The organism is Agromyces sp. NPDC056523 (genome assembly GCF_042794545.1).
Taxonomy (GTDB): domain Bacteria; phylum Actinomycetota; class Actinomycetes; order Actinomycetales; family Microbacteriaceae; genus Agromyces.
Genome location: NZ_JBHTTM010000004.1, coordinates 117,841 through 131,294, shown reverse-complemented (window position 1 = coordinate 131,294; position 13,454 = coordinate 117,841). Strand labels below are relative to the sequence as shown.

General features: G+C 69.9%; 12 protein-coding genes. 10 read left to right on the top strand and 2 right to left on the bottom strand.

Translation table 11 applies throughout. The annotated features are described in order from the left end of the window. Positions 1-104: 104 nt before the first annotated feature. The gene (locus tag ACFQ58_RS14015; RefSeq protein WP_376951768.1) at positions 105-1,532 is read right to left on the bottom strand and encodes an APC family permease; all 1,428 of its coding nucleotides are present in this window, start codon (positions 1,530-1,532) and stop codon (positions 105-107) included. 200 nt (positions 1,533-1,732) lie between these two features. Here ACFQ58_RS14015 and ACFQ58_RS14010 point away from each other — a divergent pair, with 200 nt between their 5' ends. The 3 genes from ACFQ58_RS14010 (at position 1,733) to ACFQ58_RS14000 (ending at position 4,556) form a co-directional block, all read left to right on the top strand. After that, the gene (locus ACFQ58_RS14010) at positions 1,733-2,428 is read left to right on the top strand and encodes a GntR family transcriptional regulator (RefSeq protein ID WP_376951767.1); all 696 of its coding nucleotides are present in this window, start codon (positions 1,733-1,735) and stop codon (positions 2,426-2,428) included. Between the two features lie 20 nt (positions 2,429-2,448). Beyond that, positions 2,449-3,042 carry a short chain dehydrogenase gene (locus ACFQ58_RS14005; protein ID WP_376951766.1) on the top strand — a complete coding sequence of 198 codons (594 nt, stop codon included), beginning with the start codon at positions 2,449-2,451 and terminating at the stop codon, positions 3,040-3,042. A gap of 233 nt (positions 3,043-3,275) precedes the next feature. Beyond that, positions 3,276-4,556 (top strand): diaminobutyrate--2-oxoglutarate transaminase, encoded by a 1,281-nt coding sequence (locus ACFQ58_RS14000; RefSeq protein ID WP_376951765.1) that lies wholly within the window; start codon positions 3,276-3,278, stop codon positions 4,554-4,556. Positions 4,557-4,605: 49 nt separating this feature from the next. Here ACFQ58_RS14000 and ACFQ58_RS13995 read toward each other — a convergent pair whose 3' ends face one another. Continuing rightward, entirely contained in the window at positions 4,606-5,625 is a 1,020-nt protein-coding gene (locus tag ACFQ58_RS13995) for an Ldh family oxidoreductase (protein ID WP_376951764.1), read from the bottom strand. A gap of 460 nt (positions 5,626-6,085) precedes the next feature. Here ACFQ58_RS13995 and ACFQ58_RS13990 point away from each other — a divergent pair, with 460 nt between their 5' ends. The 7 genes from ACFQ58_RS13990 to ACFQ58_RS13960 are packed head-to-tail and all read left to right on the top strand — an operon-like array spanning position 6,086 to position 13,448. Further along, a complete protein-coding gene (locus ACFQ58_RS13990) occupies positions 6,086-6,967 on the top strand; it encodes a substrate-binding periplasmic protein (RefSeq protein ID WP_376951763.1) in 882 nt (293 codons plus the stop codon). Positions 6,968-6,988: 21 nt separating this feature from the next. Continuing rightward, positions 6,989-7,735: an amino acid ABC transporter permease gene (locus ACFQ58_RS13985; protein ID WP_376951762.1), complete on the top strand. Its 747-nt coding sequence runs from the start codon at positions 6,989-6,991 to the stop codon at positions 7,733-7,735. Beyond that, a complete protein-coding gene (locus ACFQ58_RS13980; RefSeq protein WP_376951761.1) occupies positions 7,732-8,550 on the top strand; it encodes an amino acid ABC transporter ATP-binding protein in 819 nt (272 codons plus the stop codon). The genes ACFQ58_RS13985 and ACFQ58_RS13980 overlap by 4 nt, the downstream gene beginning before the upstream one ends. A gap of 3 nt (positions 8,551-8,553) precedes the next feature. Beyond that, the gene (locus ACFQ58_RS13975; protein ID WP_376952027.1) at positions 8,554-9,912 is read left to right on the top strand and encodes an NAD(P)/FAD-dependent oxidoreductase; all 1,359 of its coding nucleotides are present in this window, start codon (positions 8,554-8,556) and stop codon (positions 9,910-9,912) included. A gap of 14 nt (positions 9,913-9,926) precedes the next feature. After that, positions 9,927-10,844: a dihydrodipicolinate synthase family protein gene (locus ACFQ58_RS13970; protein ID WP_376951760.1), complete on the top strand. Its 918-nt coding sequence runs from the start codon at positions 9,927-9,929 to the stop codon at positions 10,842-10,844. Beyond that, positions 10,841-11,908, top strand: a complete 1,068-nt coding sequence (locus tag ACFQ58_RS13965; protein WP_376951759.1) for a proline racemase family protein — start codon at positions 10,841-10,843, stop codon at positions 11,906-11,908. Before ACFQ58_RS13970 ends, ACFQ58_RS13965 begins: the two co-directional genes overlap by 4 nt. A 52-nt stretch (positions 11,909-11,960) precedes the next feature. Continuing rightward, positions 11,961-13,448, top strand: a complete 1,488-nt coding sequence (locus ACFQ58_RS13960) for a gamma-aminobutyraldehyde dehydrogenase (protein ID WP_376951758.1) — start codon at positions 11,961-11,963, stop codon at positions 13,446-13,448. Positions 13,449-13,454: the final 6 nt, after the last annotated feature.

The window sequence follows — 13,454 nt, the reverse complement described above, 5'->3', positions numbered from 1 at the left end:
TGGGACGTCGAACAGGGATCGCGGCGATCGACAGCGGCCAGCGACGCCAGAGACGACGAAGGCGCCGCCAGGACCCGAGTCCAAGCGGCGCCTCCGGTACAGCGCTAGTCGCGCGCGGCGAGCCGCTCCCGGTCGTCGTCGAGCAGCGCCTCGTCGCCCTCGTCGCCCGTGGCGATCACCTCGTCCTCCTGCAGCGACAGGCGCAGCTTGCGGCGGAAGACGCGGGTCATGACCAGCAGGGCGACGAAGCCGATCGCGAGCCAGATCAGGCCGTAGGTCATCGCCTCACCGCTCACGTTGAGCCAGAGCACGACCGTGAGTACGACGCCGATCGCGGGAAGCACGACGTTGCGGAACACCTGCCACGCGGTCTTCACCTCGCGACGACGGACCGCGAAGTGGAGGATGACCGCGAGGTTCACGACCGTGAACGCGATGAGCGCGCCGAAGTTGATCAGCGAGAACACGAAGTCGAGGTCGGCCACGGCCGCACCCAGCGACACGACGCCCACGAGCACGACCGCGACCGCCGGCGTGCGGAACTTCGGGTGGACATACGACAGGCGTCGTGAGATCGGGCCCGAGCCGTTGCGGCCCATGACGTAGATCATGCGCGACACGCTCGCGTGCGAGGCGAGGCTCGACGCGGCGGCAGCGGCGATCGCCGCCGAGACGAAGAGGATCTGGAACAGCATGCCGCCGACCGAGAATGCGATCTCGGGCAGCGCGGTGCCCTCGGTGAAGCCCTCGGTGACCGGGAAGAGCGACTGCGCGAACCAGGCCGCCGTGAAGAAGATGACCCCGCCGAGCACGAGCGCGAGCACGATCGCCTTGGGCACGATGTTCGCGTTCTTCGCCTCCTCGGTGTACATGGTGATCGCGTCGAAGCCGATGAACGAGAAGCACACGATCGTCGCGGCACTGACGACCGTCGCCATCTGCACGTTGGCGTGGTAGAGCGGTTCGATGCTGAACGCGGTGCCGTTGCCGGCGCCCTGCTGCAGTGCACCCCAGGCGAGCAGCACGAACACGGCGATGAGCACGACCTGGAAGACGAGGAGTGTGCCGTTCACGCGCGACGTCGACGTGATGCTCCACAGGTTGAGCAGCGTGATCAGTGCGACGTAGCCGACGACCCAGATCCATCCGGGCACCTCGGGGAAGAACGATTCGAGGTACAGGCGCACGAGTAGTGCGTTCACGAGCGGCAGCAGCAGGTAGTCGAGGAGCGCCGTCCACCCGATGAGGAAGCCGGCGTTGGGATGGATCGTCTCCGACGCGTAGGTGTACGCGGAGCCGGCGGACGGGTAGACGCGCGTCATCCGCCCATAGCTGAGGGCGGTGAACAGCATCACCACCAGGGCGAACAGGTAGGCGAGCGGAACGACGCCGCCGCTCTCCTCCGAGACGTAGCCGAATGTGTCGAACACGGTCATGGGCGTCATGTACCCGAGTCCGAGGCCCACGATCGCCCAGAGTCCGAGGGAGCGCTTGAGCTTCGTGGGGTTGGCCGTCAGTGCGGAAGTGGTCATGGTGGATCCTGTCGTCGCCATTGTCGAGCGGGGTGACACTACGTGAGTGCGCGGATGGCGGGCACCGCCGCGATGGCGATCGAAAGCTCCCTGATCCGCCGCGCTGTCGAACATGGCGATCGAATTGCGCCGTCGCGGACCATTTCACGCAGATTGTCTGACAACGCCGTATGCTTGGCCGCACGAGAGAGCGGTGGCGCATGAGCATCGAAGCAGGGGGAGCCGGCGTGCCGGAGGCCTGGGGGCCGTCGGCCGTCGCGAGCGTGTCGCGCCGGGACGCGGTCGGGATCGAGATCCGCCGCGCGATCATCCTCGGCCGACTGAAGCCGGGCGACAAGCTGACCGAGACCCAATTGGCGACCTCGCTGGGGGTGAGCCGCCCCACGGTCCGCGAGGCGCTGAACCAGTTGACGCGCGAGGGCCTCATCGTGCAGGAGCCCTACCGCGGCATCCGGGTGGCGGATGTCACGAAGGAGCAGATCGCCGACATCGCCGTCGCACGGGTCGGCCTCGACATGCTCGCGATCGACGCGATCCTCGCCGACGACACCGATCGTCGGCTCGAGATCGTCGAGGAGGGCTGGCGGCAGTTCGAGCGGTTCGCCTTCCACCCCGACCCCGTCGTGCAGCATGAAGCGCATCTCGCGTTCCACCGGCAGGTCTGGGCGGCATCCGAGAACTACCTGCTGCTGAAGCTGTGGCCAGTGACCGAGTCGCACATCACGCTCGCGATCGCCGAGGACCAGACCGCGCGCGATGATCCCGAGCGCGCCCATCGTGTGCACGAGGAGCTCATGAAGGCGATCCGCACGCGCGATCGCGAGACCATCCACGCGGCGTTCGTCGCACACACGATCCGCAGCGCCGAGGAGCTCCTCACGCTGCTCTCCGAGTAGACCATCGAGAGGTTGAACCCGTGAAGGTTCTCGTCATCGGCGCCAACGGCCACGTCGGATCGGCGGCGGTCGATGCGCTCGAATCGCGCCATGAGGTCGTCGGTGTGGGGCGCAGCACCGAGCCGGCGGTGGATGCCACTGACCCGGGCTCCATCGAGCGGCTGTTCGAGCAGGTCGGTGAGGTCGACGCGGTGATCACCGCGATCGGGTCGGTGCCGTTCCGGCCGCTCGCCGAGCTCACGCGCGAGGACTACGCGGCCGGCTTCGCGGGCAAGGTCCTGAGTCAGCTCGACGTCGTCCGCATCGGCACGCCATATATCCGCGAACGCGGGTCCATCACGCTCACCACCGGCATCCTCGCGCGCGAGCCCATCGCCACGGGTGCGGCGGCGGCGATGGCGAACGGCGCCATCGAGGCGTTCGTGATGGCGGCCGCGGCCGAGTTGCCCCGCGGCATCCGGATCAACGCCGTCAGCCCTACCGTGCTCGAGGAGGCCGAGGGCTACCACGACGCGTTCCCCGGCTTCGTGCCGGTGCGCGCCGAACTCGTCGGCCAGGCGTTCCGCAAGTCGGTCGAGGGCATCCAGACGGGCCGGATCTTCGCCGTCGAGTGACGGCCGTCGCCCTCGGGCGAACCTGTGCGATCGCTTACCGATCCGGTCGGATGGCGCGCGCAGCAGCTATTGTCTGACAAACAGATTGTCGACTGACAGAGCCACGAGGCATCCGCCCTCAGCACTTCGGCGAAGCGTCGTACGCGCACCAGAGGTGACGGGCGGGGTGCATCGTGTCGATCGACACGGGAGCTCTTCTCGCGCTGCAAGGTCAGCACCCGCGAAGGAGCATCATGACCACCACGTACGCCACTCAGACCAGCGGCACCGCGATCTTCGAGCGTCTCGAGACCGAGTGCCGGGCCTACAGCCGCGACATTCCCGCGGTCTTCGCCACGGCATCCGGGACGACCGTGACCGCCGAGGACGGGAGGGAGTACCTCGACTTCTTCTCGGGCGCCGGCGCCCTCAACTACGGCCACAATGACCCGGAGATGATCGCCGCGGTCACCGGGCATCTGGCGTCGGGTGGCATCCTCCACGCGCTCGACATGTTCACCCCGGCCAAGCGCGACCTGCTGGCCGCGATCGACGAGACCCTGCTGCAGCCCAACGGATGGGACTACAAGGTCCAGTTCACCGGGCCGACGGGCACGGACGCCAACGAGGCGGCGCTCAAGCTCGCCCGACTCGCGACGGGTCGTCGGGGCGTCGTGGCGTTCCGCGGCTCGTATCACGGCATGTCCGCCGGGTCGCTGTCCGTGAGCGGAAGCCGGCGCCTCCGATCCGCGGGTGGTGCCCTGCTGGACGGGGTGACGTTCGTGCCGTACGAGAACGGACCCGACGGCCCCTTCGACACGATCGAGTACCTGGACCGTCACTTCGCCGACGCGAGCGGCGGCAGCGAACTTCCGGCCGCGGTGATCGTGGAGGGCGTGCAGATCCAGGCCGGGGTCTATGCCGCGAGTGCCCAGTGGCTGAGCGACCTCCGGGCGTGGACCCGCGCGAAGAGGATCGTCCTGATCCTCGACGAGGTCCAGACGGGCGTCGGCCGGACCGGCCCGTTCTTCTCGTTCCAGCACGCGGGGATCGTGCCGGATATCGTCACGACGGCGAAGTCGATCGGCGGGCTGGGACTGCCGCTCGCGATGGTGCTCCTGGCACGGGAGATCGACGTCTGGCAGCCGGGCGACCACACGGGCACGTTCCGGGGCAACCAGCTCGCGTTCGTCGCCGGCGCGGTCGCGTTGCGACGGTGGCAGCGGCCCGACTTCCTGGCGCTCATCGAGGCCAACACGGAGGCGCTCGCGGGAGCCTTGCAGACCTACGCCGCCGCGCCGGCCGTGCGGGCGACACGGGGACTCGGCCTGATCGGCGGCATCGACTTCGGCCCGGACGATGCGGCGTCCGCCACCGCGTTCCAGCGTGCCGCGCTCGAGGCCGGGGTGATCGTCGAGCGCTGCGGGCGCTCCGGCGAGGTCGTGAAGCTCATGCCGCCCATCACCACGCCGACTCCGCAGCTCGTCGAGGGACTCGACCGGCTGGGCGCGATCCTGGACGGCGCGCGGGACTGACGGTGCGCCCGGCGGGTGCGGCCGAGGTGCCGCCCCGCCGGGCGAGGGATCAGGACCCCGCGACCGGCGACACCGGTTCGATGTCGAACCGCTCGGCGAGCGCCGCCATCCGGTCCCAGGTGAACTGCTGGATCGGGGTCCCCTCAGCGCGACGACGTGCAGCGGACGCCGCCGATCCCTCGCCCGGGAGACGAACCGACGCGACTCCGGCCGCGAGCGGCACGTCCTTCACGTAGGCGGCGACGCGGTCGATCTCGGTGGCGAATTCGTCGACGTCGCGGAGGCGGGCGACGTCGATCGCGATGAGGAACACGCCCTGGTGATCGTGGGCAGGGTCGGGCGACACGGTGCCCGCACCGCTGAGCGCGCCGGCCAGTGCCTCGGCGACGAGCGCCAGGCCGAATCCCTTCGCCCCGCCGAGGAACTGGAGGACGCCCCCTGCCGCCCAGTCGTCGGGGATCTGCTCGCCCCGGTCGCGCCATTCGGAGACGCGCCCCATCGCGACCGCGCTCGTCGCCATGTCGACCACGAGGTGCGGGCCGCTCGCGCGCGGGATCCCGAACGCGATGGGGTTGGTGGACAGGCGCGGCTCGACGCCCCCCGGGGGCGCCACGACCTGGCCCGACCCGCTGTCGTTCGCGAAGAGCAGCGTCGCAACACCCCGATCGGCCGCCCAGCTGACGAAGTCGACGAACCGCCCGGCCCACTCCGACCGCCGGACGGCGACTCCCGCGATGCCGTGCCGCTTGGCCCGCTCGACGGCGAGGCGCGTGGCATCCCGCAGGACGAGGTGCCCGAATCCGCGATTGCCGTTGACACGCACGAGCGATCCCGTGTCGATCTCGATCGTGATCTCGGCGCGCGGGTCGGCGTGCCCGGATGTGGCGCGGTCGACGTACTCGGGCAGGCGCCGCATGCCGTGCGACTCGTGCCCGGCGAGCTCGGAGCCGACGATCTGCGCCGCCATGTCGTGCGCGTCGGCCTCGCTGGTTCCGAGTTGCTGCAGCACTTGCGCGGTGAAGCGCAACAGGACGTCGGCGTCCGCGAGCACGGTCCGGTTGGTCTCCATCGGTGGTTCCTCCTGACGTTTCACCTGATCGTTACATCGGCGCCCCGATCGCCGTCGCGTGCCGCGAATCCCACTGGTCTCGCGGGTGCGCGGCGTCCCGAAGGCGACGGGATGTCTCGACGGCGACGAGCACGTTTCCGGTGCATTTCGCGGCCGACGCTTGCATCCCGCGACGGACTGTCGTACGGTTTGCCTAATCGCCAGATTGTAAGACACTAAGACAACGCAGTCGAAAGGTCAGGGAGATGCACCAACTCGCTCCTCGGTCCCGTCGCCACCACCGACCGGGCCGCGCAGACGGCGATCCCATCACGCGAGCCGGCCGTCGGGCGGGCTCGGGGTCCGCGATCAGAAGTCGCTGACGGACCCGGCCTCCCGGACGAGCGGCGCAGGCCGCGCCATCCGGAACCAACCCATCCCAACCCCGATTCCTCACTCACCCGTCCCAGAAGGGCAGCAGATGTCCACCAGCACCTCGAAGAAGAGCAAGAAGACGAACCGCACGATCCTCGCGGTCATCGGCGTGATCGTCCTCGCCCTCGCCGCCGGATTCCTCGGCTCGGCGATCCGCGGCGGCAGCAGCGCCGCCGCGGCCGGCGAGGCCTCCAGCGCGAACGGCGCCTGGATCGAGAAGATCAAGAACCAGGGCGAACTGCGCGTCGGCATCGCATCGGCTCCGCCGATGACGGCTGAGCAGCCCGACGGCACGATGGGCGGCCCGAACGTCCTCCCGCTGCAGAAGCTCGCCGAGGAGCTGGGCGTGAAGTTCACGCCGGTCGCCGCCGAGTGGAGCAAGATGGTCTCCGGCCTGCAGGCCGACCGCTTCGACGTGGCCGCCTACCTCGACTCCACCTCGGAGCGCTCGCTCGCGATCCAGTTCACGGACGCGGTCTACACGTACGAGGGCGCGTTCCTCGTGCGGGCCGACTCCGGCCTGACGAGCGTCGATGACATCCTCGCGACCGGCCAGCCCGTCGCGCTCGCCGGCGGCACGTCCTACGAGCCGGCCATCGAAGGCCTGGGCGCCGAACTCATGACCACCGAGAGCATCCCGAACGCCGTCACGGCGATGGGCGCCGGCCGTGCAGTCGCCGCGTTCGCCGACCTGCCCACCCTCGCCGACGCGGCGCAGAAGGACCCGTCGCTCAAGATCGTCGTGCCCGACCCCGCCATCTTCGTGCAGGACTCCAACTACGGCGTCAACGCCGACATCGACGCCCGCTCGCTGCAGGTGCTCAACATCGCCATCCAGTCCTCCAAGAACGACGGCTCGCTCGCCCGGGCCTTCGCCGAGGCCGGGATCGTCGAGGTCGAGACCCTCGGTGACCTGCGGATGCAGTAACCCACCCACTCGGGATTCCTCATGATGATCAAGAGCTACGACTTCGACTGGAACGTCGTCGCGAGCAACTTCCCACGGCTCCTCGAGGGCCTGGGCATGACGATCCAGATCACCCTGATCGTGATCGTCCTGTCCATGGTCCTCGCGGTTCCGGTGGCGCTGGCACGGATGTCGCAGATCGACGTGGTCCGATGGATCGCCCAGGGCTACATCGAACTGTTCCGCTGCACGCCGCTGCTGGTCCAGCTGTTCTGGGTGTACTACGCCCTGCCGACCCTCACCGGCATCACGATCCCTGGGTTCGTGTCGGCGGTGATCGCGCTCACGGCGAACCTGACCGCCTTCATGGCCGAGGCCCTGCGCTCCGGGTTCCAGGCGGTCCCGGTCGAGCAGATCGAGGCCGGGAAGATGCTGCGACTCACCTCGTGGCAGCGGGTGCGGTACATCATCATCCCGCAGGCGGTGCGGCAGCAGCTGCCCGTGATCCTGTCGCTGAACATCTCGCTCTTCAAGGACACGGCGCTCGTCTCGACGATCGCGGTGGCCGACCTGATGTTCACCGCGAACAAGATCGCCTCGGAGTCGTACCGGGCCCTGGAGATCCTGACCACCGCGGCGCTGATGTACTTCGTCATCGCCTTCCCGGTGTCGTTGATCCTGTCCCGGATCGAGCGCAACATGATGAATCAGGGACCGTCCGGTGGCAGCACAGGTCCAAGCGCGCTGTCGCGGATGGTGCCCGGAATGAGAGTGAAGGCCTCAGCATGAGCCAGGTCACGACCAGCACGGGATCGCGTCGCCGCGTCGAGCCGGTCCCCACCATCACCGCGAGCCACGGCGAGATCCTCGTCTCGGCACGGGGGCTGCAGAAGAGCTTCAACGACCGGATGATCCTGAAGAACGTCGACTTCGACATGCTCGCGGGCGACATCACGGTGATCATCGGCAAGTCGGGCTCGGGCAAGAGCACGCTGCTGCGGGCGCTCGCCGGCCTCACCGACCCCGACGCCGGACGCATCGTGTTCGACGGCAAGGTCGTCTTCGAGGACGAGGAGCGCACGGACGACTGGGCCGAGGTCGAGTCACACGTGGGCATGGTCTTCCAGACCTACACGCTCTGGCCGCACATGGACGTCCTCGCGAACCTCACCCTCGCGCCGCGCAAGCGGCTGGGGCTGAGCGCCGGCGAGGCGACCGAGCGCGCCGAGGCGGCGCTCGCCGAGGTCGGGATGTCGCCCCACCTGCGCAGTCGCCCCTCGCAGCTCTCGGGCGGTGAGCGCCAGCGCGTCGCCATCGCCCGGGCGCTCATGATGCAGCCCAAGCTGCTGCTGTGCGATGAGATCACGAGCGCGCTCGACCCGCCCGTGGCGGCCGAGGTGCTCGAGGTGCTCCGGCGCCTCAAGCAGGAGGAGGGCATCGCGGTGGCGCTGGTCACCCACGACATGGCCTTCGCGTCGAAGGCCGCCGATCGCGTCGTCTTCTTCCACGAGGGCGAGATCGCCGTGAACGCCACGCCCGACGAGGCCTTCAACCGGTCGACGAACCCCGACCTGAAGAAGTTCGTCGACGCGGTCCGCTTCTGACCCATCGGGTGGGGGCCGGCGCCCCGGGCATCGCGCCCCCACCCATCCACCACACAACATCCGAGAGAAAGGACCACCGCGTTGCATACCGTGGTCATCGGCGGCGGCGTCATCGGACTGACGACCGCATACCACCTCGCCCGTGAGGGCGAGACGGTCACGCTGGTCGATGCGAGGCCCACCGGCCTCGGCGCGAGCGACGTGAACGCCGGATGGATCGTGCCCGCCGAGGCGGCGCCCGTTCCCGGTCCCGGGGTCGTCCTCACGTCGCTGAAGTGGATGCTTCGTCCCGACAGCCCCCTGTACATCCGCCCCTCGCTCGATCCGTCGTTCCTGTCCTTCATGTTCGGCATGTGGCGGGCCTCGAACGCGACGGCGCAGCGCGCCGGCTTCGCCGGGCACCTCGCGCTCGCCGAGAACACCGTCGAGGTGTTCGACGACTACCGCGCCGACGGCATGGACTTCGAGATGCACGACGAGGGTCTATTGATGGCTTTCACACGTAGGGAGAACCTCGACCATCACCTCACCCACCTCGACCTCGTGAAGCGGTACGGCCTCGAGCCGACCGTGCTCATCGGCGACGACGTTCGCACGCACGAGCCGCTGCTCTCCGACGCGGTCGAGGGCGGGTTGTACTTCCCGAAGGAGCGCCACGTCGATCCGGGCGCCCTCGCCCGCGCACTGCACGCGCGGCTCGTCGGGCTCGGCGTGGACATCGTCGAGAACGCGCCCGTCGACTCGGTCGAGGTCCGCAACGGCACGGTGCGTGCCATCCGCTCGGGCGACCGCACGTTCATCGGCGACCGCTTCCTGCTCGCGGCCGGCGCGTGGACGGGCCCGGTGTCGAAGCTGTTCGGCGCCCCGCTGCCCGTGCGACCCGGCAAGGGCTACAGCGTCGACGTCGAGCCGTTCGGCCTGCGCAGCGCCACGAACCTCTCGGACGCGAAGGTCGCAGTCACGCCCCTCAGCCGCAACCTGCGGCTCGCGGGCACCATGGAGTTCGGCGGGCTCGACGAGGACATCAACCAGGTCCGCGTCGACGCCATCCTGCGGGCCCCTGCCACCTACTTCCGCGGCTGGGAACCGCCGCGCACCGCCCCGACGCCGCAGGCCGGCATGCGGCCGATGACCCCCGACGGCCTGCCGATCATGGGCCGGCTCGGCGGGCTCAGGAACGCCTACGTCTCCACCGGCCACGGCATGCTCGGCGTCACCCTCGCGCCCGGCTCGGCCGCCGCGATGACCGAGCTCATCGTGCACGACCGGCTCTCACCCCTCCTCGAACCCTTCTCGCCCGCGCGCTTCGGCGGCGGGCGCCAGCCGGCGCACTCAGATCGACGCGCCGTGAACCACGCGTGAAAGGAACCACCAGCATGACCAGGAAGAACGTCCAGCTCCGCGGCATCCTCGCCGCCGTCACCACCCCGTTCACCGCCGACGCCTCGCAGGTCGACGAGGCCGCGCTCCGCCGCCAGGTCGAGCGCCTGATCGGGGCCGGCATCCACGGGCTCGTGCCGACCGGCACGACGGGCGAGTTCACCTCGCTCACACCGGCGGAGTACCGCCGCGTCATCGAGGTCTACGTCGAGACCGCCGCCGGCCGGGTTCCGGTCGTCGCCGGCGTCGGCAGCCTCACCACCGAGGGTGCGATCGACCTGGCGCAGCACGCCGAGCGCGTGGGCGCCGACGCGGTCATGCTCGTGCCGCCGTTCTACGACCCGCTCTCCTTCGACGCGCTGACGGCGTTCCTGTCGGATGTCGCGGGCGCGATCTCGATCCCGATCGTCTACTACAACGTGCCCGGCGCCACCGGCCTCAAGCTCACCGCCGCCGAGATCGCCGAGCTCGGCGACATCCCCGGCGTCGACTACCTGAAGGACACTTCGGGCGACGCTGTCGCGCTCGCCGAGCTGCTCGCCGCGCGCGGCGACCGCATCAAGGCCTTCAACGGATGGGACACGCTCACGTTCTTCGGCATCGCCAGCGGCGCTGAGGCGTCGGTGTGGGGCGTCGCGGGCATCGTGCCCGACCTCGCCGTGCAGCTGTGGGACACGCTCGCGGTCGACCGCGACCTCGAGCGAGCCCGCGAGCTGTGGACGCCGCTCTGGGAGCTCAGCGACTTCCTCGAGTCGGTCAACTACGTGGCGGGCGTCAAGGCCGCGCTCGAGCTGACCGGCAACCCGGTCGGCCCGGCCCGCCTGCCGATCCAGCCCCTGGCCCCGGCTCAGCGGGAACGGCTCGCCGGGATCCTCGAGCGCGCGGGGGTGCTCGGGGCTACCGTGGCCGCATGAGCGGTTCGCGGTTCGACCTCGATGCGATCGAGGTGCACGCCGAGGGCGAGCCCGGCCGCATCATCACGAATGCGGCCGGGCTGGTCCGGGGCGACACGATGGCAGAGCGGCTCGCGTACTGCCGGGCCGAGCTCGAGTGGCTGCGGCGGGCCCTCCTGCGGGAGCCGCGCGGCTACCCGGGTCTCTGCGCCGTGTTCCTCCTGCCGCCGGTGAACCCCGGCTCCGACTTCGGCATCGTCGTGCTCGAGCAGGGCGGCTTCACGCCGATGTCGGGCAGCAACACGATGTGCGCGGTCACCGCCGCGATCGAGACCGGCATCGTGCCGATCGCCGGGCCCGAGACACCCGTCACGATCGACACCGCGGTCGGCACGATCCGCGCGGTGGCGCACGTCTCGGGCGACAAGGTCACGTCGGTCACCATCGCGAACGTGCCGTCGTTCGTCGTCGGCCTCGACGTGCCGCTGCAGGTCGAGGAGTTCGGCGAGGTGCCGGCCGACATCGTGTTCGGCGGCCAGTTCTTCGCCCAGGCTCGCGCGGCCGACTTCGGGCTCGATCTCGACCCGGAGAACGGCAAGGCCCTCGCCCGGGCCGGTGCGCTGCTGAAGCTCGCCGCGACCGAGCAGGTGCAGGTGCGTCATCCGCTCAACCCGGCCATCGACCACGTGAACCTGGTGATGCTGCACGACGGCGACCGGGTGGCCCGGCGCCCGTCGCGCAACACGGTCGTGCTCACGAACGGACGCCTCGAACGCGACGACCCGTCGACGTGGACCGGCGCGCTCGACCGGTCGCCGTGCGGCACCGGCACGAGCGCGCGCATGGCCGCGCTGCACGCGCGCGGACAGCTCGCGCTCGACGAGGACTTCGTGCACCACAGCATCATCGGCAGCGAATTCGTCGGGCGTCTCGTCGGTGAGGCGGACGTCGCGGGGCAGGCGGCCGTGCTGCCGACCGTGACCGGTAGCGCCTGGATCACCGGGCGCGCGCACTGGACGCTCGACCCCACCGACCCGTTCCCCGAGGGGTACACCGTCGGCGACATCTGGGGCCCGCAGGGCTGAGCCCTCCCTCTTCTCTCTTCATTCCCGTCAACGCATACGAAAGCGATCCCTCGTGTCCCAGCTCATCGACGGCCGTGTCACCGCGCCCGCCTCATCCACCTCACGTCAGACCACCGACGTCATCGACCCCTCGAATGGCGAGGTCGTCGCGACTGTCGACCTCGCCGACGGCCGCGACGTCGACGCCGCGGTCACCGCCGCGCGCGCGGCCTTCCCGGAGTGGTCGCGCGCGACGCCGGCCGAGCGCTCGGGCGTGCTCGCGCGCTTCGCGACGCTGCTCGACGAGCGTGCCGAGGAGTTCGCGCAGCTCGAGAGCCGCCAGGCCGGCAAGCCGATCCGGCTCACGCGCGAGTTCGACGTGCCCGGCACCGTCGACAACATCGCGTTCTTCTCGGGCGCCGCGCGCAACCTCGAGGGCAAGGCCATGGGGGAGTACTCCGGCTCGCACACCTCGGCGATCCGACGCGAGGCGATCGGCGTGGTCGGGTCGATCTCGCCGTGGAACTACCCGCTGCAGATGGCGGCGTGGAAGATCCTCCCCGCGATCGCCGCGGGCAACACGATCGTGCTGAAGCCCGCCGAGATCACGCCGCTGACCTCCGTGCTGTTCGCCGAGGTCGCCGCCGAGGCGGGCGTGCCCGCCGGCGTGGTGAACGTCGTGGTGGGCAAGGGTCGCACGGTGGGCGCCGAGCTGCTGCGCCATCCGGATGTCGACATGCTCTCGTTCACCGGATCGACCGGCGTCGGGCGCACGGTGCTCGAGGCCGCGGCGACGACCGCCAAGCGCGTGCACCTCGAGCTCGGCGGCAAGGCGCCGTTCGTCGTGTTCGACGACGCCGACCTCGAGGCCGCCATCCACGGCGCGGTCGCCGGCAGCCTCATCAACACGGGCCAGGACTGCACCGCCGCCACGCGCGCGATCGTGCACCGCTCGCTCTACAAGGATTTCGTCGACGGCGTCGCCGAGCTGTACGGCAAGGTCAAGCTCGGCCCCACCGCCGACCCCGACACCGACCTCGGCCCGATGATCTCGTTCGACCACCGCGCGAAGGTCGCCGGCATGGTCGACCGGGCGCGCTCGTACGCGCGGGTCGTCACCGGCGGGGCCTGCCCGATCGGCGAACTGTCGAACGGCTCGTACTACCAGCCCACGCTCGTGGCCGACGCCGACCCGGCGAGCGAGATCGTGCGCGACGAGGTCTTCGGCCCGGTGCTCGCGGCGATGCCGTTCGACGATGATGACGAGGCGATCCGCCTCGCCAACGACACCCCCTACGGCCTCGCCGCCTCGGCGTGGACGCGCGACGTCTATCGCGCCATGCGAGCCTCGGAGCAGATCCGGGCGGGCTGCGTGTGGATCAACGACCACATCTCGATCATCAGCGAGATGCCCCACGGCGGGTTCAAGCAGTCGGGCTTCGGCAAGGACATGTCGGTGTACTCGTTCGACGAGTACACCGTCGTCAAGCACGTGATGTTCGACCGCACCGGCGAGGCCAAGCGCGAGTGGCACCGCACGATCTTCGCCGAGCGCGACTGAGCCCGG

Coding starts and splice junctions, on each gene's coding strand:
- ACFQ58_RS13995 (WP_376951764.1), bottom strand. CDS start 5,625: ATGGAGACCAACCGGACCGTGCTCGCGGACGCCGACGTCCTGTTGCGC.
- ACFQ58_RS13980 (WP_376951761.1), top strand. CDS start 7,732: ATGAGCCAGGTCACGACCAGCACGGGATCGCGTCGCCGCGTCGAGCCG.
- ACFQ58_RS13985 (WP_376951762.1), top strand. CDS start 6,989: ATGATGATCAAGAGCTACGACTTCGACTGGAACGTCGTCGCGAGCAAC.
- ACFQ58_RS13990 (WP_376951763.1), top strand. CDS start 6,086: ATGTCCACCAGCACCTCGAAGAAGAGCAAGAAGACGAACCGCACGATC.
- ACFQ58_RS14000 (WP_376951765.1), top strand. CDS start 3,276: ATGACCACCACGTACGCCACTCAGACCAGCGGCACCGCGATCTTCGAG.
- ACFQ58_RS14010 (WP_376951767.1), top strand. CDS start 1,733: ATGAGCATCGAAGCAGGGGGAGCCGGCGTGCCGGAGGCCTGGGGGCCG.
- ACFQ58_RS13970 (WP_376951760.1), top strand. CDS start 9,927: ATGACCAGGAAGAACGTCCAGCTCCGCGGCATCCTCGCCGCCGTCACC.
- ACFQ58_RS14015 (WP_376951768.1), bottom strand. CDS start 1,532: ATGACCACTTCCGCACTGACGGCCAACCCCACGAAGCTCAAGCGCTCC.
- ACFQ58_RS13965 (WP_376951759.1), top strand. CDS start 10,841: ATGAGCGGTTCGCGGTTCGACCTCGATGCGATCGAGGTGCACGCCGAG.